The organism is Endozoicomonas sp. G2_2, from assembly GCF_017744135.1.
Taxonomy (GTDB): Bacteria; Pseudomonadota; Gammaproteobacteria; order Nevskiales; family Salinisphaeraceae; genus Salinisphaera.
Genome location: NZ_JAGHQU010000011.1, coordinates 15354 through 35629, shown reverse-complemented (window position 1 = coordinate 35629; position 20276 = coordinate 15354). Strand labels below are relative to the sequence as shown.

21 protein-coding genes and 1 CRISPR repeat array (1 of these 22 only partly in view) are annotated in these 20276 nt (G+C 59.0%); of the genes, 14 read left to right on the top strand and 7 right to left on the bottom strand.

What is annotated here, in order from left to right:
- Positions 1-3 precede the first annotated feature (3 nt).
- Positions 4-837, bottom strand: a complete 834-nt coding sequence (gene phnD, locus J7355_RS13300) for a phosphate/phosphite/phosphonate ABC transporter substrate-binding protein (protein ID WP_209063487.1) — start codon at positions 835-837, stop codon at positions 4-6.
- Between the two features lie 42 nt (positions 838-879).
- Positions 880-1650: a phosphonate ABC transporter ATP-binding protein gene (gene phnC / locus J7355_RS13295; RefSeq protein WP_209063485.1), complete on the bottom strand. Its 771-nt coding sequence runs from the start codon at positions 1648-1650 to the stop codon at positions 880-882.
- A gap of 776 nt (positions 1651-2426) precedes the next feature.
- On the opposite strand from phnC, the gene lnt reads away from it, so the two are divergent.
- From lnt to J7355_RS13250, 9 genes are all read left to right on the top strand, one after another.
- A complete protein-coding gene (lnt, locus tag J7355_RS13290) occupies positions 2427-3107 on the top strand; it encodes an apolipoprotein N-acyltransferase (RefSeq protein WP_209063483.1) in 681 nt (226 codons plus the stop codon).
- Between the two features lie 98 nt (positions 3108-3205).
- Positions 3206-3835 carry a cation diffusion facilitator family transporter gene (locus tag J7355_RS13285; protein WP_209063481.1) on the top strand — a complete coding sequence of 210 codons (630 nt, stop codon included), beginning with the start codon at positions 3206-3208 and terminating at the stop codon, positions 3833-3835.
- Between the two features lie 42 nt (positions 3836-3877).
- The gene (gene lspA / locus J7355_RS13280) at positions 3878-4381 is read left to right on the top strand and encodes a signal peptidase II (RefSeq protein ID WP_051882802.1); all 504 of its coding nucleotides are present in this window, start codon (positions 3878-3880) and stop codon (positions 4379-4381) included.
- A complete protein-coding gene (locus J7355_RS13275; protein ID WP_111747200.1) occupies positions 4362-4754 on the top strand; it encodes a hypothetical protein in 393 nt (130 codons plus the stop codon). The genes lspA and J7355_RS13275 overlap by 20 nt, the downstream gene beginning before the upstream one ends.
- 75 nt (positions 4755-4829) lie before the next feature.
- Complete coding sequence (locus J7355_RS13270; protein WP_037333456.1) at positions 4830-6458, top strand: multicopper oxidase family protein; 1629 nt, start codon at positions 4830-4832, stop codon at positions 6456-6458.
- A 93-nt stretch (positions 6459-6551) separates the two neighbouring features.
- Positions 6552-7187: a peroxiredoxin gene (locus J7355_RS13265; RefSeq protein WP_037333454.1), complete on the top strand. Its 636-nt coding sequence runs from the start codon at positions 6552-6554 to the stop codon at positions 7185-7187.
- 276 nt (positions 7188-7463) lie between these two features.
- Positions 7464-8024, top strand: coding sequence for a recombinase family protein (locus J7355_RS13260; protein WP_037333451.1), 561 nt, complete (start codon positions 7464-7466; stop codon positions 8022-8024).
- A 2-nt stretch (positions 8025-8026) separates the two neighbouring features.
- On the top strand, positions 8027-10996 hold the full coding sequence (locus J7355_RS13255; RefSeq protein ID WP_037333449.1) for a Tn3 family transposase: 2970 nt from the start codon (positions 8027-8029) through the stop codon (positions 10994-10996).
- Positions 10997-11029: 33 nt separating this feature from the next.
- Positions 11030-11389, top strand: a complete 360-nt coding sequence (locus tag J7355_RS13250; protein WP_209063479.1) for a thermonuclease family protein — start codon at positions 11030-11032, stop codon at positions 11387-11389.
- A 182-nt stretch (positions 11390-11571) separates the two neighbouring features.
- Here J7355_RS13250 and J7355_RS13245 read toward each other — a convergent pair whose 3' ends face one another.
- The 5 genes from J7355_RS13245 to J7355_RS13225 all read right to left on the bottom strand — a co-directional run bounded on the left by J7355_RS13245 (position 11572) and on the right by J7355_RS13225 (position 14600).
- On the bottom strand, positions 11572-12105 hold the full coding sequence (locus tag J7355_RS13245) for a DUF2726 domain-containing protein (protein ID WP_209063476.1): 534 nt from the start codon (positions 12103-12105) through the stop codon (positions 11572-11574).
- A 1-nt stretch (position 12106) separates the two neighbouring features.
- On the bottom strand, positions 12107-12364 hold the full coding sequence (locus J7355_RS13240) for a hypothetical protein (RefSeq protein WP_209063474.1): 258 nt from the start codon (positions 12362-12364) through the stop codon (positions 12107-12109).
- A gap of 30 nt (positions 12365-12394) precedes the next feature.
- Positions 12395-13063 carry a hypothetical protein gene (locus J7355_RS13235; RefSeq protein WP_209063472.1) on the bottom strand — a complete coding sequence of 223 codons (669 nt, stop codon included), beginning with the start codon at positions 13061-13063 and terminating at the stop codon, positions 12395-12397.
- Between the two features lie 64 nt (positions 13064-13127).
- Positions 13128-13985 (bottom strand): tyrosine-type recombinase/integrase, encoded by an 858-nt coding sequence (locus J7355_RS13230; RefSeq protein ID WP_209063470.1) that lies wholly within the window; start codon positions 13983-13985, stop codon positions 13128-13130.
- Between the two features lie 327 nt (positions 13986-14312).
- Positions 14313-14600 carry a hypothetical protein gene (locus tag J7355_RS13225; RefSeq protein ID WP_209063468.1) on the bottom strand — a complete coding sequence of 96 codons (288 nt, stop codon included), beginning with the start codon at positions 14598-14600 and terminating at the stop codon, positions 14313-14315.
- Between the two features lie 417 nt (positions 14601-15017).
- Here J7355_RS13225 and J7355_RS13220 point away from each other — a divergent pair, with 417 nt between their 5' ends.
- From J7355_RS13220 to J7355_RS13200, 5 genes are read left to right on the top strand one after another with little or no spacing between them, the layout of a single operon-like run.
- Entirely contained in the window at positions 15018-16064 is a 1047-nt protein-coding gene (locus J7355_RS13220) for a hypothetical protein (protein ID WP_209063466.1), read from the top strand.
- Between the two features lies 1 nt (position 16065).
- Entirely contained in the window at positions 16066-16686 is a 621-nt protein-coding gene (locus J7355_RS13215) for a hypothetical protein (RefSeq protein WP_209063464.1), read from the top strand.
- A complete protein-coding gene (locus J7355_RS13210; RefSeq protein ID WP_209063462.1) occupies positions 16686-17513 on the top strand; it encodes a hypothetical protein in 828 nt (275 codons plus the stop codon). Before J7355_RS13215 ends, J7355_RS13210 begins: the two co-directional genes overlap by 1 nt.
- On the top strand, positions 17510-18109 hold the full coding sequence (locus J7355_RS13205; protein ID WP_209063460.1) for a type I-E CRISPR-associated protein Cas6/Cse3/CasE: 600 nt from the start codon (positions 17510-17512) through the stop codon (positions 18107-18109). The genes J7355_RS13210 and J7355_RS13205 overlap by 4 nt, the downstream gene beginning before the upstream one ends.
- On the top strand, positions 18109-20079 hold the full coding sequence (locus J7355_RS13200; RefSeq protein WP_209063458.1) for a helicase C-terminal domain-containing protein: 1971 nt from the start codon (positions 18109-18111) through the stop codon (positions 20077-20079). The genes J7355_RS13205 and J7355_RS13200 overlap by 1 nt, the downstream gene beginning before the upstream one ends.
- Before the next feature lie 58 nt (positions 20080-20137).
- Positions 20138-20276: direct repeats of the CRISPR family, unit length 29 nt; unit sequence GACGCACCCCCGCTCGCGGGGATTATCCG; it runs 135 nt beyond the window's last position.

The following is a 20276-nucleotide window of genomic DNA, read 5'->3' as shown; positions in this document are numbered from 1 at the left end:
CGGTTAATCCAGCAGCGGCATGAGATCGCGTACGACGTCATAATCGCTGTCCTCGATCTTCCCAAAGCCTTCAGCGCCTAGAGCGCCGAGGATGTCTTCGTCCGCAAGTTCCATGAAAGCGCTGCGGATCTTGTCCTTGAGCTGATCGTCGAGATAGGACTGCATCACCCAAGGGTATTGCGGGTAGGGTTCGGAATAGGTGAGCACCTGCACCTTGTCCTTTGAGATGATTCCGCGCTCAATGAGCGACTCGAAGATAGGCTTAGACAGGCCGCCAGCCTTGGCATGTCCGTTCTGAACCGCGGTCGCGACCGCGTCGTGCGAGCCAGTGAAGTTCTCTTGGTAGTCGCGATCGGTTTCGAGGCCTGCGTCGAGCAGCACCTTTTTGGGAATCAGGTGACTAGAAGTCGAGGCCGGATCACCGTACGCCATCGGTTTGCCCTGAATATCGCTGATCTTGTCGACTCCGGCTGCAACGTTGCCCACCAGAACGGAACGGTAGGTTGTCTCGCCGTCCTTGAGTTTGGCCGCAAACGGCTCGAGTTGTGCGCCGCTTTTATTTGCGAGTACATAAGAAAGCGGGCCGAAATAGGCCAGATCGATCCGCTCGAACCGGGCGGCTTCGATCATGGAGGAGTAGTCGGTGGTGACCACAAGTTTGATCTGTTTACCCAGGCGATCTTCGAGATAGCTTTGTAGCGCGGCGTTCTCTTTGATGATGGTCTGAGGCGATTCGTCCGGTAGCAGGGCAACTCGCAGCGTGTCGGGGTTGGCCTGCCCGGCGATCGCCGGTACGCACAGGGCGAACAGCGATAGGGCGAATAACTTGCGAAGCATGTGAGATCCCTCTTGGTACGTGTGAAGTGTCGAATCAGCGACTCAGGCAGCGCTGCGTGATTGAGCGGCTGTTGCGGTAACCGCATTGCTGCCGTAGATACGGGTCAGGCTGTCGTCACACAGCTGGGTGACCGGCCCATCAAAAACAACGCCGCCGTCGGCCAGGCCGACCACGCGGTCAGCGAACTCGCGTGTGTATTCCACTTGGTGCAGGCTCACAATCGCGGTCAGCCCTCGTTCGCGGCAGACGTTGCGCAACAGCGAGAGCACCTTGCGGGAGGCATGGGGATCCAGGCTTGCCACGGGTTCATCGGCGAGGATCAGCGGCGCCTGCTGGGTCAACGCCCGGGCGATTCCAACGCGCTGTTGCTGGCCACCGGAGAGCTGATCGGCACGCACGAGCGCCTTGTCGAGCAGATCGACGCGCTCAAGGCTTTCCAGTGCGAGCTGCCGATCGTCCTGCGACAGCGGCCAAAGCGTACGCCAGAAGCCGTGATGACCCAGACGCGCTGTTAGCGTGTTCCGCAGAACGCTCGACCGTGGTAGCAGCTGATGCTGTTGGAAGATCATGGCAGTCTGCGCCCGATGCGCGCGGATCTTGCGTGCGGAGTCGAGGGCGCCCAGCCCCTGGCTAACAACGCGGCCCGACGTTGGAGTATGGAGGCGATTCAGACATCGCAGCAGCGTTGACTTACCAGCGCCTGAAGGGCCGAGGAGCACCGTAAGCTCGCCGGTATTAAAAGCCAGATCGGTCGAATGTAATGCCGTAATGTTGCCACCGAAGCGAACGGCGAGTTGTTCGACACGCAGCATGGCGCACCTCTGATGATCGAAAACGGTCGATCGGCTGGGGTTGCCGATCGATATTTTCGTTCACCTTGGCGCACGTGTATGACGACGGTGTGACTGTGGCGATGAATCTTTTCTGACGCGTTCCGCCTAGCCAAATTACGCGGCCGAGCTGGAGCCGGCTGAATAAAGCCCCTTCGGCTTCCGCTTCGTGTTAAGGCAATCGGGGCTGAAGGGGCAGCGTTGCCGATGCGGTCATTGCCGATGCTGGCCTATGCTCGCCTGTCATGCCGGCTACGGGGATGCTGTGAGGGCCGCGGCGCCAACTATGCGTGCTTCGGCCGATTATCCCATCCATAGTTACTTGCTGCCACGCAAGCGCACTAACGGCGAGCATCTGACTAACTTCGTGACTTCGGCTAAGTCGCTGTCCTCCTACGCCGACATATCGCCGCGCCCATAGGTTTCGAGAATTCAGGTCACGCGCCGTCGATGCTGATATTGGTGCTCGTCTTGCAGCTCGTTCGCGCTAGCCTTTCGGCGTTTGAATAGCCGAACATCGGGTTTCCCTTTCTTGCTTTTCTGAGCGTAATTCGTTGCGTGAACAGACCCGCTCAAAACCCTCGATTGACCGCAGTCGGATATGAGCTATTCAGATAGCTAATAAAACAGTTGCTTAATGACCACTATGGATCGATAGCCGACCTTTCTCACGATGAAGAATCCACCGTTCACGAAAAGCTAGCGGTCGCGTTTGGCTGCCTAGCTGCGCAAAAACGCAACACTTTTGAAGCTGCACTTTGTCTGAATATTTAGACCGACTCCAAACACGCCTCGGCGCACGCGGATCGACCCTGATACTCGGGATTCCCGTACGCACCGACCAAGGCCAGGCATACAATGCCGCCGTCAGTTTGGCTCGTCCGCGTCGATTCTATTACAAGCGCCATCTGGTGCCCTTCGGTGAATACGTCCCACTGCGCGGACTGGTCGGTCCATGGCTCAATATCCTGGGCGCACCGGTAGAAGACTTCAGTGCAGGCCAGCAACCGCGACTGCTATATGCCTCCGGCGTGCCCATCGGTGCATTGATTTGCTTTGATGTGGCGTTCGGCGCTGAAGTCGCCGACCTGCTCCCGGCCGCGCAGTTGTTGGTCAACCTGAGTAACGACGCCTGGTTCGGGGATTCTCTCGGGCCGCATCAACATCTGCAAATTGCGCAAATGCGCGCCATTGAAACTGGGCGTCCGCTCTTACGATCAACCAACACTGGCCTCACGGCCGTGATCGATCACAACGGTCAACTGCTGGCGCGCGCGCCACAGTTCGAGCCGACTGTTTTGCCGGCAGAGGTCACGCCGCGCACGGGGAGCACGCCCTATGTCCGCTGGCGGGACAAGCCGGTGCTGGCTTTCATTGGGATCGCGCTGAGCGTTCTCGTTGGGGTAGGGAGAAAAGGCAAACGAAATTCTTCGCGCTGATCGCTTGACCCTCTAGTGGCTAGAGGTTCTAGGGTTATAGTACAGAAATCACAGTCGATACTCGACTGCGCCGATGTTTGCGAAGAAGAGGACATGAAATGAGCGATTGCGGCTGTGAATTCGAGGCCAAAGACCAGGCTCAACAAAAGGCGCTCTACTGGCTGTTGGCGATCAACGGCGTCATGTTTCTGGCTGAATTCGCGATTGGTTTGCTGGGCGGCTCGACCGCACTGATCGCCGATTCACTCGACAACTTCGCCGATGCGGCGGTTTATTCTGCCGGGCTGTATGCGGTCGGACGCGCCGCTCAGCACAAGGCGCGCGCCGCTTCCATTGGCGGCGTCGTGCAAATATTGCTCGCGTTGTTCGCCGTGGGTGAGGTGGTTCGGCGAACCCTGATGGGCAGCAATCCCGAGCCCAGCTACATGGTGCTGATGGGCGTGGCTGCACTCGTCGCCAATACGGCCTGTTTGCTTATCATCGCACGCCACCGACAAGGCGATGTGCATATGCGCGCGAGCTGGATATTTTCGGCCAACGATGTGATCGCCAATGTCGGCGTCATCATCGGCGGCGCGCTTGTCTATTACTTCGACACGCGTTACCCCGATCTCATTATCGGTCTGGTCGTTGGTTTTATCGTCCTACGCGGCGGTGTCCGCATCCTGAAGGACGCGCGCCAAACGCGAGACGAACTTCAGGCATCATCGCCCTCAGAAGCACTTTGACGTGACGATATTTAAGCGCGATTCGGGCAGGAGGCACAGTTCGTGTCTACGGGGTCGATAGGCACGCTGAAAAGTGCTAGCCCGGCCGACAAACTGCGTTGGTTGGGGTTGTCTCTTGCGCTTCTGCTCGTAGATCAAGCAGCCAAGTACGCGGCCAGCACCTATGTTGACTATGGCGAGCGCAGAGCCGTCACAGAATTTTTTAGCTGGACACACCGTCACAATACGGGTGCCGCATTCAGCTTTCTGGCCGATGCCGGTGGGTGGCAGCGGGCATTCCTGATCGGTGTCGCCGTTGTTATATCAGCCTCGCTGCTGGGCTGGCTGTGGCGCGGGGTGACTTCGCAAGGTCAAGCGATCGCGCTCAGTGCGATTTTAGGCGGTGCGCTGGGTAACTTGACGGATCGCCTGCTACGCGGCCATGTCGTCGACTTTCTCGATTTCCATTACGCACAGTACCACTGGCCGGCATTCAACCTGGCCGATGTCTGGATCACAACCGGCGCTGCATTACTGATGTGGGCACATGCACAATACCGCGAGTGAGCGTATCGGCCGGATCGTTGAGTTCCGGCTCGGGCTGCCTGAATCCCCACCGCTGGCCGGGCATGCTGGAGTAATTTTGAACGACAAGTACCGCACGATACCTAAATTCCTACCGGCCAAAAGCATGGAAAACACCATGAAACTGTTCGTAGCATTGCTGTTGAGCGTGCTGGGCGTCCTCGTGGGGATCGCCCCTGCCGCGGGTCAGACCGGCCCGGGCCGCATGGGCGACGGCGATCTGATGAACGGATCGATGATGCAATGCGGGATGATGGGCGGCCCGATGATGATCGCCTGGCTATTGTTCGTACTCCTTGTCCTTGTCGTGCTGGTGCTAGCCATCGTGGCGCTGATCAAATACCTGCGTAGTTGAGCAACTCCAGGATCCGATGGGCCCATCATTCCCCTGAATCACTGAAAGCGAGCCCGGCTCAAGAGCGAATCTCCTATGACGACGATCGACCTGAAACGCCGCATGCTGTTGCGGTCCGTGGGCGGCCTCGCGGGTATCACCGTTTTGGCGCCCACAGCCCTATTGACGGCATATCACGACACAGCAGTCGCAGGTACAAATCGCGATGGCGCGGCTCATTACGGCCTCGAAAACGGCCCGTTCGACGTCGACATCCGGCTGCGTGCGCAGCCGCACACGGCGCCCATTCTCCCCGGGACGCCCAGCGAGGTCTGGCGCTATACGGCCGAGCTGCGCAACGGTCCCGCGGATACCATCACCCCGGTGGGCGGCAGCTACACCGGCCCGTTGATCCGGCTGCGCCGCGGCCAGCGTTTCCACGCCCGGCTGGAGAACGGCCTGCCGGAGGACACCACCGTGCATTGGCACGGCCTGCACGTGCCGTCGGATGTGGATGGCCAGCCGCGGCTGCCGATCAAGCCCGGCGAGGCGATGACTGTCGCCTTCGATGTCGTCGATCGCGCTGGGCTGTATTGGTACCACCCGCATCCACACGGCCCTAATGGTGGCCGAGTCGGCTTTCAATCCTATGCCGGGCTGGCCGGGCCGCTGGTCATCGAGGACGAGGCTGAACGCGCGCTCGGCCTGCCGGCCGGGGAGCGGGAAATGTTCCTGGTCATCCAGGACCGCAGTTTCGCCGGCGACAACGAGTTGACCTATCTCGACAGCGGCATGGGCACCATGATGACCCGCATGCGCGGCTTCCTCGGCGACCGCATCCTGGTCAACGGACAACCGGATACGGCACGCGAAGTCGCCACCCGACCGTACCGTCTACGCATACTCAACGGCTCCAATTCGCGTATCTACAAACTGGCGTGGAGCGACGGCCGCCCCATGACCGTGCTCGGTACCGACGGCGGCCTGCTGGGTGCGCCGCGTCAATACCCGTTCGTTACCCTGGCGCCGGCCCAACGTATCGATCTGTGGGTGGATTTGTCCGCCAACGAGCCCGGCGATGAATTGCACCTGCTCAGCGACAGCTACCAAGCCGGGATGATGGGTGACGGCATGGGCGACGGTTGCAAGAGAGGTAGTCGTAGGGGCGGCAGGATGGGAAACATGATGGGTGGCTCGGAACTGCCAGCCGGCGCCCGCTTCGACATACTCCCCCTGCGTGTAACGCGGCGCGAACGCGGCAACGAACGACTGCCCAAACGTCTCGCCGAGGATTTGCAGGCGCCGCCGGTCGAGCGCGACGCCCCGGTACGCCGGTTCAAACTGAGCATGGTGATGATGCGTGGCTTCGCCATCAACGGCCGCCAATTCGAAGGTGCCACCGTGGCCGACGACGAAATCGTGCACTTGGGAAGCACCGAGGTCTGGGAGTTTGTCAACGACTCCATGATGCCGCATCCCATGCACGTGCACGGGCTGCAGTTTGCGGTCGTCGGGCGAGAGCAAATCGGCGGCGGCCGGGGCTGGAGCGGTCTGGCGGCCGGACTGGTCGATTCCGGGCTACACGACACGGTACTCGTCCTCCCGGGCGAACGCGTACGCATCGCGTTGACCTTCGCCGACTTCGAGGGGCTTTATTTGTATCACTGCCACAACATGGAGCACGAGGACAACGGCATGATGCGGTATTACCGCGTGCGTGCCTGATGATACTTATCGCTATCTCAGGAGGTAGTTATGTGACGCGCAAGCAGAGTCGTCATTATCGAATTTTCAATCTCAGAACATAGGAGTGACATCATGAGTTTACGTCTAGGCGATACCGCCCCCGACTTCACGGCGGATACTACAGAAGGCCAGATCAATTTCCACAAATGGCTCGGCGACGGCTGGGGCATGTTGATGTCGCATCCGGCGGATTTCACGCCGGTCTGCACCACCGAGCTGGGCGCGGTCGGCGGCCTCAAGGAACAGTTCGCCAAGCGCGACACTAAAGCCATCGTGGTATCGGTGGACTCGGTGGAGGATCACAAGCTTTGGTCGAGCGATATCGAGGAAACCCAGGGCTGCGCCGTGAATTTCCCGATTATCGGTGATGCGGATCGCAAGGTCGCCGAACTCTACGGCATGATCCACCCCAACGCCGGGGACACGTCCACCGTGCGCTCAGTGTTCATCATCGATCCGAACAAGAAGATCCGCATGACGCTGACTTATCCGAAGAGCGCCGGGCGCAACTTCGATGAGATCCTGCGTGTGATCGACTCGCTGCAGCTGACCGACAATTACAAGGTGACCACGCCGGCGAACTGGCAGGACGGCGACGACGTGATCGTATCGCCCGCGCTGTCCAACGAGGAGGCCGAAAAACTCTTCCCCGCCGGCTGGAACGAACTCAAGCCCTATCTGCGCATGACCAAGCAGCCCAACAAGTAATGTGCAGAATGCACTATATAAGCGATCACCCGGGCACACCTAACTTTTGTGCCCGGATTTTGGACTTGGCCGAGCTTGAATCCGTACCTAACGCTACGCCTCTCGACTACTGGGAACGCAATACCTTGCGCTAGTGCGTCAAGGTAAAGCACACCCTATCCGGACGTCAGGGGTCGGATTGTAAAACTGTCAGAATAGGGTCAAATTTAATAATCATTGACGCACGTTACCAAGGGTCATAGAGTTCATTCTGACACTTTGGCTCGGGAAGGCATTTTGGACGGTCACCGCATTGGTTATATCCGAGTTAGCAGCCTCGATCAGAATCCCGATCGCCAGCTTGAGCAGGTTGCGGTGGATCGGGTATTCACAGATAAGGCATCGGGTAAGGATACCCACCGGCCCGAGTTGGATCGGCTGATCGCTTTTGTCCGGGAGGGCGATACCGTCGTCGTTCATAGCATGGACCGCCTGGCCCGGAATCTCGACGATTTACGCCGTCTGGTCCATGCGCTGACTGAACGCGGCGTATGCATCGAGTTCGTCAAAGAGAATCTGACCTTCACCGGCGAGGCGTCGCCGATGGCCAATCTTATGCTGTCCGTCATGGGTGCATTCGCCGAGTTCGAGCGCGCGTTGATTGGCGAGCGTCAACGCGAAGGCATCGCCTTGGCTAAAAAGCGTGGAGCGTATCGGGGGCGCAAGAAAGCCCTCTCATCCAACAGGATTGCTGAGCTTCGGCAGCGCGTCGCGAATGGCGAGCAAAAAGCCAAGCTGGCTCGGGATTTTGGTATCAGTCGTGAAACGCTCTATCAATACCTGAAGACGGATGCCTGACGATGCCCCGTCGCCGCCTATTGACTGCCGCCGAACGCGCCAGCCTACTCGCCTTCCCGGCGACGGACGACGAACTCATCCGACACTACGCGTTCTCCGAGCCCGACCTGTCGGTGATCCGACAGCGGCGTGGCCAACACAATCGTTTCGGTTTCGCGGTGCAATTGTGTTACCTGCGCTATCCCGGCATCGCGCTGCCGACCGATGCCGCACCGCCTGCGTCTTTGCTGACCCTTATCGGCCAACAGTTGGATATCGAGCCCGACATTTGGTCGCAGTATGCCCAGCGGCCTGAAACACGACGTGAGCACTTGGCGGAATTGCGGGCGTGGTTGAACCTGTCGCCGTTCAGCCTCGTCGATTATCGGCGTCTCATTGATCCGATCGCTGATCTCGCTCAACAAACAGACCGAGGCATCGTTCTGGCTGAAGCGCTGGTCGAGATGCTACGACAACAACGCATCATCCTGCCGCCGCTCGATGTCCTTGAGCGCGTGTGCAGCGAAGCGCTCACGCGCGGTACCCGGCTCGTGTATGAGGCGCTGACCGAATCATTAACGGATCACCATCGCCGCGCCTTTGAGCAGCTTCTGGCGATTCGCAAGGAGAGGTCGAGCAGTGTCCTGGTTTGGCTGCGCCAGTCGCCTGGCCCGCCGAGACCCAAACATATTCTGATCCACCTCGAACGATTGCAGACCGTACGCGATCTCGACATCCCGGCCGGGCTGGAACACGCCATCCACCAGAACCGTCTGTTGAAACTGGCCCGCGAAGGCGGGCAGATGACCGCACAGCACTTGCGCGATCTGGAACCGACCCGTCGCTATGCGACGCTGGTGGCGATCATCCTCGACACCCGCGCCACGCTGATCGACGAGATCATCGATCTGCACGATCGTTTCATAGGATCGCTGTTTAACAAGGCCAAGCGCAAGCACGCGGAACAATTCCAGCGCTCCGGCAAAGACATCAATAATAAGGTGCGTCTGTACTCGCGTGTTGGGCGCGCTCTGCTCGATGCCAAACAGGCCGGCAGCGACCCATTCGCCGCGATTGAGGCGATCATGCCATGGCAGGCGTTCAGCGACAGCATCGCCGAAGCGGAGAAACTGGCGCAGTCGGAAGATTTCGACTACCTCGCCTTGATCGGTAGCGGCTTCAATTCCCTCCGACGCTATACGCCGGCGTTATTGGAAGCACTGGATATGAAGGCCGCGCCGGCGGCGCGTAATCTACTCGCCGGTATCGAATTGTTGAAAGACATGAACCAGCGCCAAGCACGGAAAGTGCCGGACGTCGCGCCGACCCGCTTCGTACGCAAGCGCTGGGAAAGCCTGGTGTTTACAACGGGTGGGATCGATCGTCGCTTCTATGAGTTGTGCGTATTATCCGAGCTCAAGAACGCTTTACGCTCGGGCGATATCTGGGTTCAGGACTCGCGCCAATTCAAGGACTTTGAGGACTATCTACTGCCGCCGACACGCTTCGCCGATCAGCGTGCGCACCAGAATCTCGGGTTGGCTGTTGAAACCGATTGCGATATTTATCTGGAATCGCGGTTGGCGCTTTTGGAGCACGAGCTTGCCACCGTTGAACGCCTGGCGGCCGCCGATGCGTTACCGGAGGCGGGTATTACGTCCGCCGGTCGCCTCAAAATCACGCCGCTGGATAACGCCGTACCCGACAGTGTCGATGCGTTGATGCAGCAGGTCTATAGCCGGTTGCCACGCCTCAAGATCACCGAACTCCTGCTGGAAGTCGATGACTGGACCGGCTTTACGCAGCACTTTAAGCATCTCAAAAGCACCGCGATCGCGAGCGATCGGCAACTACTACTCACCACGATTCTGGCCGATGCGATCAACCTGGGCCTGTCCAAGATGGCTGAATCTTGTCCCGGCACCACCTACGCCAAGTTGACTTGGCTCCAGGCCTGGCACATCCGCGATGAGACCTATTCAGCGGGGCTGGCCGAGCTGGTCAACGCCCAGTTCCGCCAGCCGTTCGCGGTCTACTGGGGCGAAGGCACCACGTCATCCTCGGACGGCCAGAATTTCAAAGCCGGTGGCCGAGGTCAGTTTGCTGGTCATGTGAACCTGAAGTATGGCCAGGAGCCGGGCGTGCAGTTCTACACGCATATCTCCGATCAGTACGCGCCGTTCCATACCAAGGTCATCAATGCCACGGTGCGGGATGCCACCCATGTATTGGACGGCCTGCTGTATCACGAGTCGGACCTGCGAATCGAAGAGCACTATACGGACACGGCCGGCTTTACCGACCATGTGTTTGCGTTGATGCAGTTGCTTGGATATCGCTTCGCGCCGCGTATTCGCGATCTGGCCGACCGGCGGCTGTATATTCACGGCGACGCCAAGCAATATCCAACGCTCGCGGGCATGATCGGCGGACGCGTTAACGTCAAACACATCCGAACACATTGGGACGAGATCCTGCGCCTGGCCGCGTCGATAAAGCAAGGCACGGTAACGGCATCTTTGATGCTCCGAAAACTCGGCAGCTATCCGCGCCAGAACGGGCTAGCTGTGGCATTGCGCGAGCTGGGCCGCATCGAGCGCACCTTGTTCGCACTCGACTGGATGCAAAACGTCGAGCTGCGCCGTCGCGTGCAGGTGGGTTTGAATAAGGGCGAGGCCAAGAACGCATTGGCCCGCGCCGTCTTCTTGAATCGCCTGGGTGAAATTCGCGATCGCAGCTACGAAAACCAGCGCTACCGCGCCAGCGGACTCAATCTCGTGGTGAGCGCCATCATTCTCTGGAACACGGTCTATATAGAGCGAGCCGTTGAAGCACTGCGCGAATCCGGGCAAGAAATCGACGACACGCTGCTGTCGCACCTGTCACCGTTGGGCTGGGAGCACATCAATCTGACCGGAGACTATATCTGGCAGCAGGATAAACGGGTCGAGCGTGGCAGATTCCGACCGCTTCGGACGCCTCGCGAGGCTTAGCGTACGATTTTTTCCGTTTCGTGAGTTGACCCCATGGAGGACGGCAACCAGGAGCCCAGGATTCGCCTGTGGGGCATCGATGCGCCTGAGTCGAGTCAGGCATACGGCGAGGAGGCGGGTGAAGCGCTAGAGCGCGCTCTGGGTGACGAAGAAGTACGCGTCGAGGTGATCGATCGAGATCAGTACGGGCGCATTGTCGGGCGTGTGTGGGTCAACGGTCGCTGCGTGAATTACTGGATGGTTCAGGCCGGTCATGCATGGCGATATAACCAGTACAACGATGATCCGCGTTATCTGGCCGCACAGCGGACAGCACAGAACCAGAACTGGGGATTGTGGGCATTACCGCCAGAGCTTCGTATGCGGCCCAGCGACTATCGTCACAGCCGATGAGTCGAGATCAATCCGCCACGCAGGACAAGGCGAGTAGAGCGCGCTACGGGCTTTTGACATCGCAGGACGCGGGCGATCCGAAGGTTCGCGAGCGTTGGCAAAAACGCAAACGCCTGCGCGATCAGATGAACTCACAAAGCCGGTAGCGTGGCGAGTCGCTACGGGCGCGGCGCTGGTCGCGATTAGCCTTTCTTTTCCGGTGACGCGAGTGCTGTCTCGATCGATTCACGCAATCCTGTGATCGAATAAGCCCGCTGAGCCGGCACCCGAAGCAGGGGCAACTCGGCGGATTCACAGGCAGCGTTGAGGAAGCGGTCTCGGGTCTGAGCTTTCGCCGAGGCGTGGCTCGAATCATCGAGCTCGACGGCTAGCAGGTACGCGCAGTCTCTTGGATCGCAGATGACAAAGTCGAAATGCTTCGACGAGATCGCATTGAATGCGCGCTGCCAATCCGATCGACCGCCTCCCCGACGCGGCTGCAATACGTCCGCCACACGGACTTTCGCGAAGACCAGGCCGGTGTCCTCAGTCGCCTGAATCAAGGCCCCGTAGAAAGAGCGCTCGGCCTTTGAGAGCAAATATGGGAGGCGCCTGTAGTGGTATTGCGCCCCACGCGGCGCCTTCTTGCCTTTGGTTAAAAGCACCACCGGAAACAAAAGCGCAAGCGCGATCGCCACCAAGCACAGCGGGGATGTCACGACCTGAACAATTTCCATCTTAGGAATACCCCCGATTCGCGAGCAGGCGAGTGATCGAGTCGATGGCAATATCGTTCGGCAGGCAGAGCACGATTGCCCCATCCCGATACCAGGGCGCCACGAGGTCTTCGATCGGTGCTGCCACCCCCGGTATGTTGAATGCGATTTCGTAGACCTCGCCGTATTCGGGATGAATGGCGCACCAGATGAAGCCCGAAGGCTCCACGGCGGAAGCCTTGAGTTCGTCGATGCGCGTCTGGACCGCGGGTGTCGTCATTGTCGGCAATCCCTGGGTGTCGATTGCCGACTACTTAACGAGGGCGTGAAAATCCGGATCTGCCGGCTTCCAAGGCACGACCCATGAAGGTTTGACCTTGAGGCGATCCATCAACAGGCCCATCTCTGGCCCGAGTGCATCCTGAGTAAACGGCGCCGGCGACTGGATCGATACGATCAGGCGGCTGGCATCGAGGTAGCCCGGCTTGTCCACCACGCCCTGGGACAACGCGGCCACCAAGCCTCGAACGAAGGCGTTCGCGTTGGGCGGTATATCCATTGAATCGAGTACCAGGATCGGCCCCGGGTCGGGATTTCCGACGATGCCGGGTTCCCAGCCGCGCAGCGTGGCCAGGGCATCGGCCAGCTCTTGCGAAGCATTGGTAGCAGCCTGATACAGCTGGTCGATATCGGCGGTGTCACCGACACTTCGAATCGAGTAAGCCCACATCACAGCATCGCCGTGCTTCAGCGATTCACCGATGACAGAGATCTTGGCGATCTGGATATCATCGAACTCGGGATCCTTTGCAGAGATGTCCTTGTAAGTGATCCGATAGCGCGTCTCATGATCCGTGCGGTACGCGGCGATCGGTGCCAACGGCTCGCTATGACCATGGGGCGACGTATGAGCCGAGCCGTTGCGGAAAGCGTGGCGCGTTTGGCCGGTTGATGTCGCAGCGCGGTGAGGATCGAGCATGTAGCACCTGTGTATGGAGGGTTTGTCCCTTAAAGGGGTCCACACACAATCACTTCCGGCCTACTCAGCGAAATTGACGACCTTTTTCCATTTCGCGCCTGAATTCCTTGCGCTCAAGATGGTCGTAAATGCTGGAAGTAGTGCCGACATGGTTGTGGCCGAGTAGCTTCTGCACAAAGCGCATGGTCGCGCCTTCATTCAGCAGCTGAGTCGCGGCCGTGTGGCGCAACCAGTGAGCCGAGGCACGTTGCATCTTGGCAGCTTTCTCTGGACTATCCAGGTGGGCTGAGGCTCGAGCGAAGAACTCTTTCAGGTCGCGCCAGATGATGCTTCGACTGAGCGGCTTGATGGATTTGCCCCGTACCGGCAGGATCAGAAAGGCATCGTCCTCATACTCACTCGGCAGGGAATAATCGTACCCGAAGCACCGTCGGTAGTCCCGTAGGGCATCCAGCGCATCACTTCGCAATGGGATCTCACCTTTCTTCCTGCCCTTGCGAACGATTTTCCAGACCCAGCCGTCGTCGGCGAGCACGACACCACCTTTCATGGGTGACTTCAGAACCTCACTGATTCGTGCGCCTGTGATCAGTATCCAGAGCAACAGGAATCGTGTACGTGCCGCTTTCAGGCCGGCTTCTGTGCGAGGGTCAACGTCCCTCAGTGCGTCGGTTTCAGTGAACAGGGCGTCGAGCTGTTCGTTGTCGAGATAGCGTTCGAGCGATGTATCGTCCTCTGTCGGTTCGGTTCGCTCTCGCAGAACAAAAGGGTTGCGCCTGATGTACTCGCTTTGTACCAGCAGAGAGAACATCGAACTCAGGACAACCGAGGCCTCATCGACGTACTGCTTGGATAGAGGCTTCGACCCAACGTGACCGGCCATCATTGCCTGCTCGTAGGCATGGACGGTTTCGATGGTCATGGTCGCGAATGATTCGCCGCGGCTATGCAGAAACTCCAGCAGGCGACGTCCCTGTCGGGCATAGCGATCGAAAGTCGCCTCGCTGCGCTGCCCACGTGCTCGTAGCCAAGCCCGCACTGCCTCGACGTCTGTTTGAGCCGTGGTGAGTCGTACCTCAGCGTCAAGGACTGCCGCACGAGACAGGTCAGGTGTCGTGACAGGCGAGTGTATTTTTTTGACCGGGGGGTTACTCATCGGTGATGACATCCCTCTCTGCATCGACTAATTCTGAGTATGCAGCGCATGACCTAGCCAGAATAGGTGGAAGAGGGCGCCTACATACATGCGTTAGAGAACCTTTTCCAACACCCATTCATCGTTTTCGTGAGCGATCAGCACGATTTTGGTTTCCTGGAAGGTATCGCTGCGCACGACGACGTCGAATGACACCGTGACATAGAGATTATCGTCCTGTGCCGCTTCCGTCTTTCTGATCAGCACGTTTTCTACCTTCGCTTCATCGGCCGCCGGCAGGTCGGAGAACTGCATCATGAGGCGACCCGCTCGGGTTGACTCGACTTGGCCACGCTCTTGCTCGATCGTGGTCTGAACCATGTCCTCAAGAAGGGCCTGCATGCGTTCAGTAGTCGGTGGTTCGGGTGAACAACCAGCCAGAATAAGAAGAAGAGCGATGGTGAATAAGAGGCGGCAAAACATATCGATCCTGGTTTTTTACTTACTACATGAAAGGGGAAGGGCGGGAGCCCACCGCCATCTGAGAGAGTTCGCCCTCACAACATGCATTAGCTTACCCGAGCAAGCCACGGTTTGAGGTTGTTTTTCGGGGCCTCTTCAAGGAACCGATCGCCTGCCCGTAGACTCCGCCACTTGAATGCCGGTACCGGGACGCGTCTGCCCGACGAATTAGGGCTTCTTGCTGAGCCTGCATACAGTCCTTTTTAGCTCGCCTCGTAGAGGCCGCAACCGATACTCAAGCATCCGGGCGCTATTGAAGGGCTCGGCCTAACACTCGCCACAGCAATGGTTCGTACGATGATTCGACTTCAAGGCACCGTAACCGCAGTTTCACCCATCAGTGTTTCCTACCCTGATCATCAAGGCCTGCCCAGAACCCCGCATGGTGAAGTCATGCTCCATGGGGGCACCTTCCGTGGGCCGTTGCGCAAAGCCAGTTATCGGGCTGTACGTCAGGCGCTGGCACACGCCCGTGGGGTGCCAGAGAGCGAGGTATTTACGCTCCGCGATGCCTATATGCTCGGTGAGGGCGTGGACACTACGCGCGAGACCAGCAATGAAGCCGGCAGCTTCGCGGACCCGATAGGCCAGGTTATGGTGCGTGAGAACAATCCACTCATGGACCTGTTTGGCCGGTGGAAACTCGCAGGTCGTTTGGCGGTCGGCGAACTGCGTACTTCGCAGGACAATGTCATGACTGCAGGGCGGGGTGCGCGATCGGATATGTTCGAGCGTGACTCGCAGGAGGTTGAGTACCTATCGCCGGAAGATCGAGACGTGCTGCTCTCTCAGCTGGCAAATGCGCGCGAAACGCAAAGCGATATCGCCACCCTCGACAGCGATATTAAAAAGCTCAAGCGCGAAGCTGCGACGTCAGAATCAAAGGCCGATCGCAAGAAACTCAACGACGAGATCAAGGCTAAGGAAACCCAGAAGCGCCAGATCAAGGAAGAGCGTGAAGGGGCGTCTGAGTCGATCAAGCACCCGCTGGCCGGATTCGAGTCAATCGCACCGGGTTCCGAAATGAGCCATCGCATGACGCTGATCAGCGGCACCGATACCGATCTGGGTATGCTTCTGCTGGGCTTGGCTGAATTTGCGCGCCATCCCTTTCTCGGGGGCCATCGTAATACCGGCCTCGGAGAGTTCAGCGCAGAATGGGAAGTCCTTGAATGGCTCCCCATGAAGCTCAAGCCCCAGCGCAAAGGCGTGGTCAAGCTATCAGCCGATGGCTTGGTCCTCGAAGGCGAGGAACTCGAGCGCGCATTTGAGAACTTCGTCGACGGCCTCACTGAGTACGATTTCCAGACCTACACGGTCGAGCGTGCGCGGGCGGCGAGCTGATATGCAGTTCCGCATGCTGTTGGCGTTGCACTCGCCTGTGCTACTGACCACCGTTCCGCCGCGCCTGGACGGGTTACTGCACGAGGCGGCTTGCCGTCTGGCGGGTCGTTGGGACGTCGAGCACGAGTTGCCCCTGAGCTTCGATGACGAGGTCCAGGGTTATCGGGCGAGCCAGATTATCTTTGTTTCAACGCCTGAAGCGCCTGCTGCGGCGGCGAAGATACCCACCGTATCGAGCTTCGACCAGCTCGAGCGACACCTGGTATCTGATCCCCTCAAGCGTATCGACGAGGCGGGTGGGCGCTTCCTGACGCGGCTGAACAAATATCCCGGCTACCTATCGCCGTATCTGGTCTTCTATGGAGATGGTGACCCCGAGTCCTGTGCCGAATTGATCGAACTGCTCGATGGAATAGGGCGCGGCCATACGCGCGGGGCCGGTAGCTTCACTGTGGTCTCGGTCGAACCTGACGATACGGCTGGCTGGCAGCGTCGTTCTTGGCCTGGCGACATCGACCGTGATCTACCTTTCGATCCCATCGCATCGCAGGAGAGACTCACGCCCTGTGGCGAGGTTGTGTCTGTGCTGCGGCCCGGCCGTGTTCAACGCGAGGTGGCGTGATGGATGCCTATAGTCGCTTTCACGCGGCGACAACGCGATTGCGTGAGGTGGCAGATCTCCAGTCGGTCACCCCGGAAACAGGCGCGTGCGCGTGTTGTGGTCGCCCGTGGGCTTCGGTCGAAGATTCCGCCTTGGCGATCCCCTATGTTTACGGCAGCGGGTTTGCTAAGCAGTATCTGTGCACGACCTGTTACTCACCGAAGATCGGATCATTCGATGAGCTGGGGATCGGTAGCCGGCGCGGTCCGAACAAAATCCCAGTCCCGGTCATGCTTGGCATGATGACTGGCTGTGGTGCTGTGATCACGAGTAGCAATCAGCTATTTCTCGCAGTCAACGAGGGCTTTCGCTTACGCGTGGAAGATGGCGCGCTCGCGGCGAAGGGCCGGGTCTACAGGACCGACCCACTGTCACTGCTGATGGCGCTTTATAGCGACGGTCGTTTGGGCGACCCGAAGGAGGGGTTCGTCTATATCAGCAACTTCGGACGTAAGTCGCTGGTCCTCATGGGCGCACTGCGCATGACAACTGATCTGCGCGAACTCTGGGATAACTCGGACACAGGCGCCTCCTGTACCGACCTATCCGCATTGCTCGACGTGGCGAGGTGGGCGCGGGAGAACGATCACGTCACGCAAGCACAGAAGAGCGGCTTCTGGCAGCCGATCACGACTGCCGCGCGGGGCAAGCTAGATCAGGACGCCTTAACCCGTTGGCTGGCAAAGACGCCCAACGCACGTGAGCTCGTTCATCGCCTGCCAAGCGACCCGCATGACCGACTCGGACTACACAAGAAGATGGAAAAAATCTTACAGGCGGCGCAATGAACATCGAATATAACGAAGCGACAGTCCTAGCTCGTATCGAACCGCAGGGCGATCGCCTGACGCTAGACGACTTGCACAAGTATGTCTGGTCTCTCTTTTCGACTACCGCGGACGATAAGAAGATCGAGAAGCGGCCGTTTATTTTCCGCTCTGAGCCCTTCGATGAGCGCCGGTGGCTGTTGACCATCCGTTCCGACCGGTCCTTCAAGGGTTCGCGTGAGCGACGCATCGCAGTAGAGCAGGGCGATTACGCGACAATCGACTTGGCGTCGCTGCCACTGCATCGATTTGGGCCCGATTCGAGAAAGGAAGGAACATTGCCCTCCGAAGAATGGACCGCTTACTCGCAGCGGCTGTTCGAGCGCTCGGGGCTTGCTCTGGCCGAAATGCCCGACTGGGCGCACCTGATCACCTTGCGGCAGTTCAACCACAAGCGTTTCACGGTCCCTCTGATCACTGCCCGCTGCACCGCTCGTATCGACGATGTCAGCGCCTTTGCCAGAGCGTATCTCGATGGCATTGGGCGCCGGCGTGGTTATGGCTGCGGCCTGCTCCAGCTGGCGACCGTCAGCGCGCTTCGCGACGAGGCCGCCTGATGCCCACATGCGCGACTGACTATATCGATCAGGTTCTACCCAACAGGGTGCCTTCGTTTCGGCACAACGCCGCTCAGATCGAGTACGCGGCGTCGATCGCTGATTGTTTCGAGCACGGCTTGGGCTCCATCCACTGCGTTGAAGGCAGCACTGGCCTGGGCAAATCACTCGGCTATCTACTGAGTGCAGCCGACTGGATTGCCGGCGCGCGTGGGCACCGGCGTCGTGTCGTGGTCGCGACGTACACGCGCGCTCTACAGCGCCAGCTTGTCGCGCCGGGAAACGTCGAGTTGATAAACGGCTTCCAGCGCTACAACGGTCGCGGACCATTGAGAATCGCCACGCGAATGGGCCGGCGTAACTACGTCTCGCCCACACGGCTCGCTTTGGCCCTCGATGCTGAGACCTTGGCCGACGTTGTCGATGATCCGAATCGTCCGCCCTCAACCCGCGGGCTGGCTCACTGGGCACTCACGTCGGAGGGCTGTCTTCTTGATCTCGATGAGAACGAGCTACCGGATGGCATAAGGCTGGGCGATATCTCGATTGGCCATGAGGAGCCCTTGCCTGAAGTTCTCAAGCAGACCTTCGCCGATGCACGAGATGCGGACATTCTCGTAATCAATCAGTCACTACTGGTGATGGATCTGCTGAGAGGAGGTGTTGCCGATCTTGATGATGCGGAAAGCGATGTCGCCTTGATCGTGGACGAGGCCGAGCATTTCCCGGATGTTGCGGAAGAAGCCATGTCCTATGGCTTGAGCTTCAACAACGTCATGCGAGTGGCGCGCAATCTGGGCTACAAGACGAACGCCGAGCGCTGGTCGGCCCTGTTCCATCACAAGCGCGACCCGAAGCTCGCGGATCAAGCAATGCTGATCAGTGACCGTGACCGGGATGAGATCCTCGATGCCCTTGTCTCGATCAAGCACACACCCGTACCCGATCCGGATCTATCAGCGAACCATGCTGCGTGGGCCATCATTCGTAGTTCCGCGAGAATGATCGAACAGGAAATGAGGGCAGGGCGAAAGAACCTTGTTCTATCCTACTCGCCAGTGCAGGGACACCCTCGTCTGGTATGTGCTCGCGAAGACGCGGGTGCAATGATCCGCAACGATCTGGATCAGCGAATTACGATTTTCACGTCCGCGACGTTGTCCGATATGTCCGGATCGGCTAACGATCCGGCGTTTCGCTACCTGCTGTCCCGAATTCGAATCAACCAGAGCGATGCGCGTCTGGGCGTGCTTAGACGCCACGAGGCGAAGAAGTTCGGACAGCTTCGCTTCTCGGTGCCGACTGCGCCGTGTGTGCCTCTGATTCGCGACGATGAGGGATTCGCATTGAATCCGCTCTACGCACGGTTTGCTGTGAATCAGATTCTTGCTGGCTCACCCGGTCGCACCCTCGTTCTGTGCTGCAGCTATAGAGACGTGGATAGCTTGCTGGAACACTGGCCCAATAGAGCACGCTCGAGAGCTGTAACCCACCCTCGAGGCGCTGATTTGAACGAGATCGCCCACGGCATGAACGATGACAACGTCTTGCTCACACCGGCGGGATGGGAAGGGCTATCACCGAGCCGAAGCGGCGAGACGTTCTGGAAACGGGTTGTCTTGCTTCGGAACCCGGCGCAGTCAATCGACCCGGCACATCTTCTGATGACGATGATGGCGTTTCAGGTGCGTGGACTGAGTCGAGTAGAGTCCGAGGCCAAGGCGAATCGAACGGTACACGCCCAGATGCGCACCAAGTCTGTTCACCGCGTGCGCCAGGGTATCGGGCGTGCTCTCAGGCACCCGGCTGATAGCGCCGAGATTGTGATACTGGATCCACGCTTTCGATCAGAGGCCGGTGAATCGATCGGGCAGTTAAAAGGCTTGGCCGCCGCAATCCCACAGCGGTTTCGGCGCGTGTTCCTCGACGTTGTCCGTCCATCGGATGCACTCAAAGCGTTGCCGCTGTAGTCGGTGGCTTTTTGGTGCTCCGGGATTGCCGTTCTTTTACATGAGCTTGTCTATTAGAGACGCACCCCCGCTCGCGGGGATTATCCGCACGCGAGATCATAGCGGCCCCGAAATCATTTGACGCACCCCCGCTCGCGGGGATTATCCGTGATTACGCGCTACTGGAAATGGATCAAATCCGACGCACCCCCGCTCGC

Coding starts and splice junctions, on each gene's coding strand:
- phnD (WP_209063487.1), bottom strand. CDS start 837: ATGCTTCGCAAGTTATTCGCCCTATCGCTGTTCGCCCTGTGCGTACCG.
- phnC (WP_209063485.1), bottom strand. CDS start 1,650: ATGCTGCGTGTCGAACAACTCGCCGTTCGCTTCGGTGGCAACATTACG.
- J7355_RS13285 (WP_209063481.1), top strand. CDS start 3,206: ATGAGCGATTGCGGCTGTGAATTCGAGGCCAAAGACCAGGCTCAACAA.
- J7355_RS13275 (WP_111747200.1), top strand. CDS start 4,362: ATGCACAATACCGCGAGTGAGCGTATCGGCCGGATCGTTGAGTTCCGG.
- J7355_RS13270 (WP_037333456.1), top strand. CDS start 4,830: ATGACGACGATCGACCTGAAACGCCGCATGCTGTTGCGGTCCGTGGGC.
- J7355_RS13265 (WP_037333454.1), top strand. CDS start 6,552: ATGAGTTTACGTCTAGGCGATACCGCCCCCGACTTCACGGCGGATACT.
- J7355_RS13255 (WP_037333449.1), top strand. CDS start 8,027: ATGCCCCGTCGCCGCCTATTGACTGCCGCCGAACGCGCCAGCCTACTC.
- J7355_RS13250 (WP_209063479.1), top strand. CDS start 11,030: ATGGAGGACGGCAACCAGGAGCCCAGGATTCGCCTGTGGGGCATCGAT.
- J7355_RS13245 (WP_209063476.1), bottom strand. CDS start 12,105: ATGGAAATTGTTCAGGTCGTGACATCCCCGCTGTGCTTGGTGGCGATC.
- J7355_RS13240 (WP_209063474.1), bottom strand. CDS start 12,364: ATGACGACACCCGCGGTCCAGACGCGCATCGACGAACTCAAGGCTTCC.
- J7355_RS13235 (WP_209063472.1), bottom strand. CDS start 13,063: ATGCTCGATCCTCACCGCGCTGCGACATCAACCGGCCAAACGCGCCAC.
- J7355_RS13230 (WP_209063470.1), bottom strand. CDS start 13,985: ATGACCATCGAAACCGTCCATGCCTACGAGCAGGCAATGATGGCCGGT.
- J7355_RS13225 (WP_209063468.1), bottom strand. CDS start 14,600: ATGCAGGCCCTTCTTGAGGACATGGTTCAGACCACGATCGAGCAAGAG.
- J7355_RS13220 (WP_209063466.1), top strand. CDS start 15,018: ATGATTCGACTTCAAGGCACCGTAACCGCAGTTTCACCCATCAGTGTT.
- J7355_RS13215 (WP_209063464.1), top strand. CDS start 16,066: ATGCAGTTCCGCATGCTGTTGGCGTTGCACTCGCCTGTGCTACTGACC.
- J7355_RS13210 (WP_209063462.1), top strand. CDS start 16,686: ATGGATGCCTATAGTCGCTTTCACGCGGCGACAACGCGATTGCGTGAG.
- J7355_RS13205 (WP_209063460.1), top strand. CDS start 17,510: ATGAACATCGAATATAACGAAGCGACAGTCCTAGCTCGTATCGAACCG.
- J7355_RS13200 (WP_209063458.1), top strand. CDS start 18,109: ATGCCCACATGCGCGACTGACTATATCGATCAGGTTCTACCCAACAGG.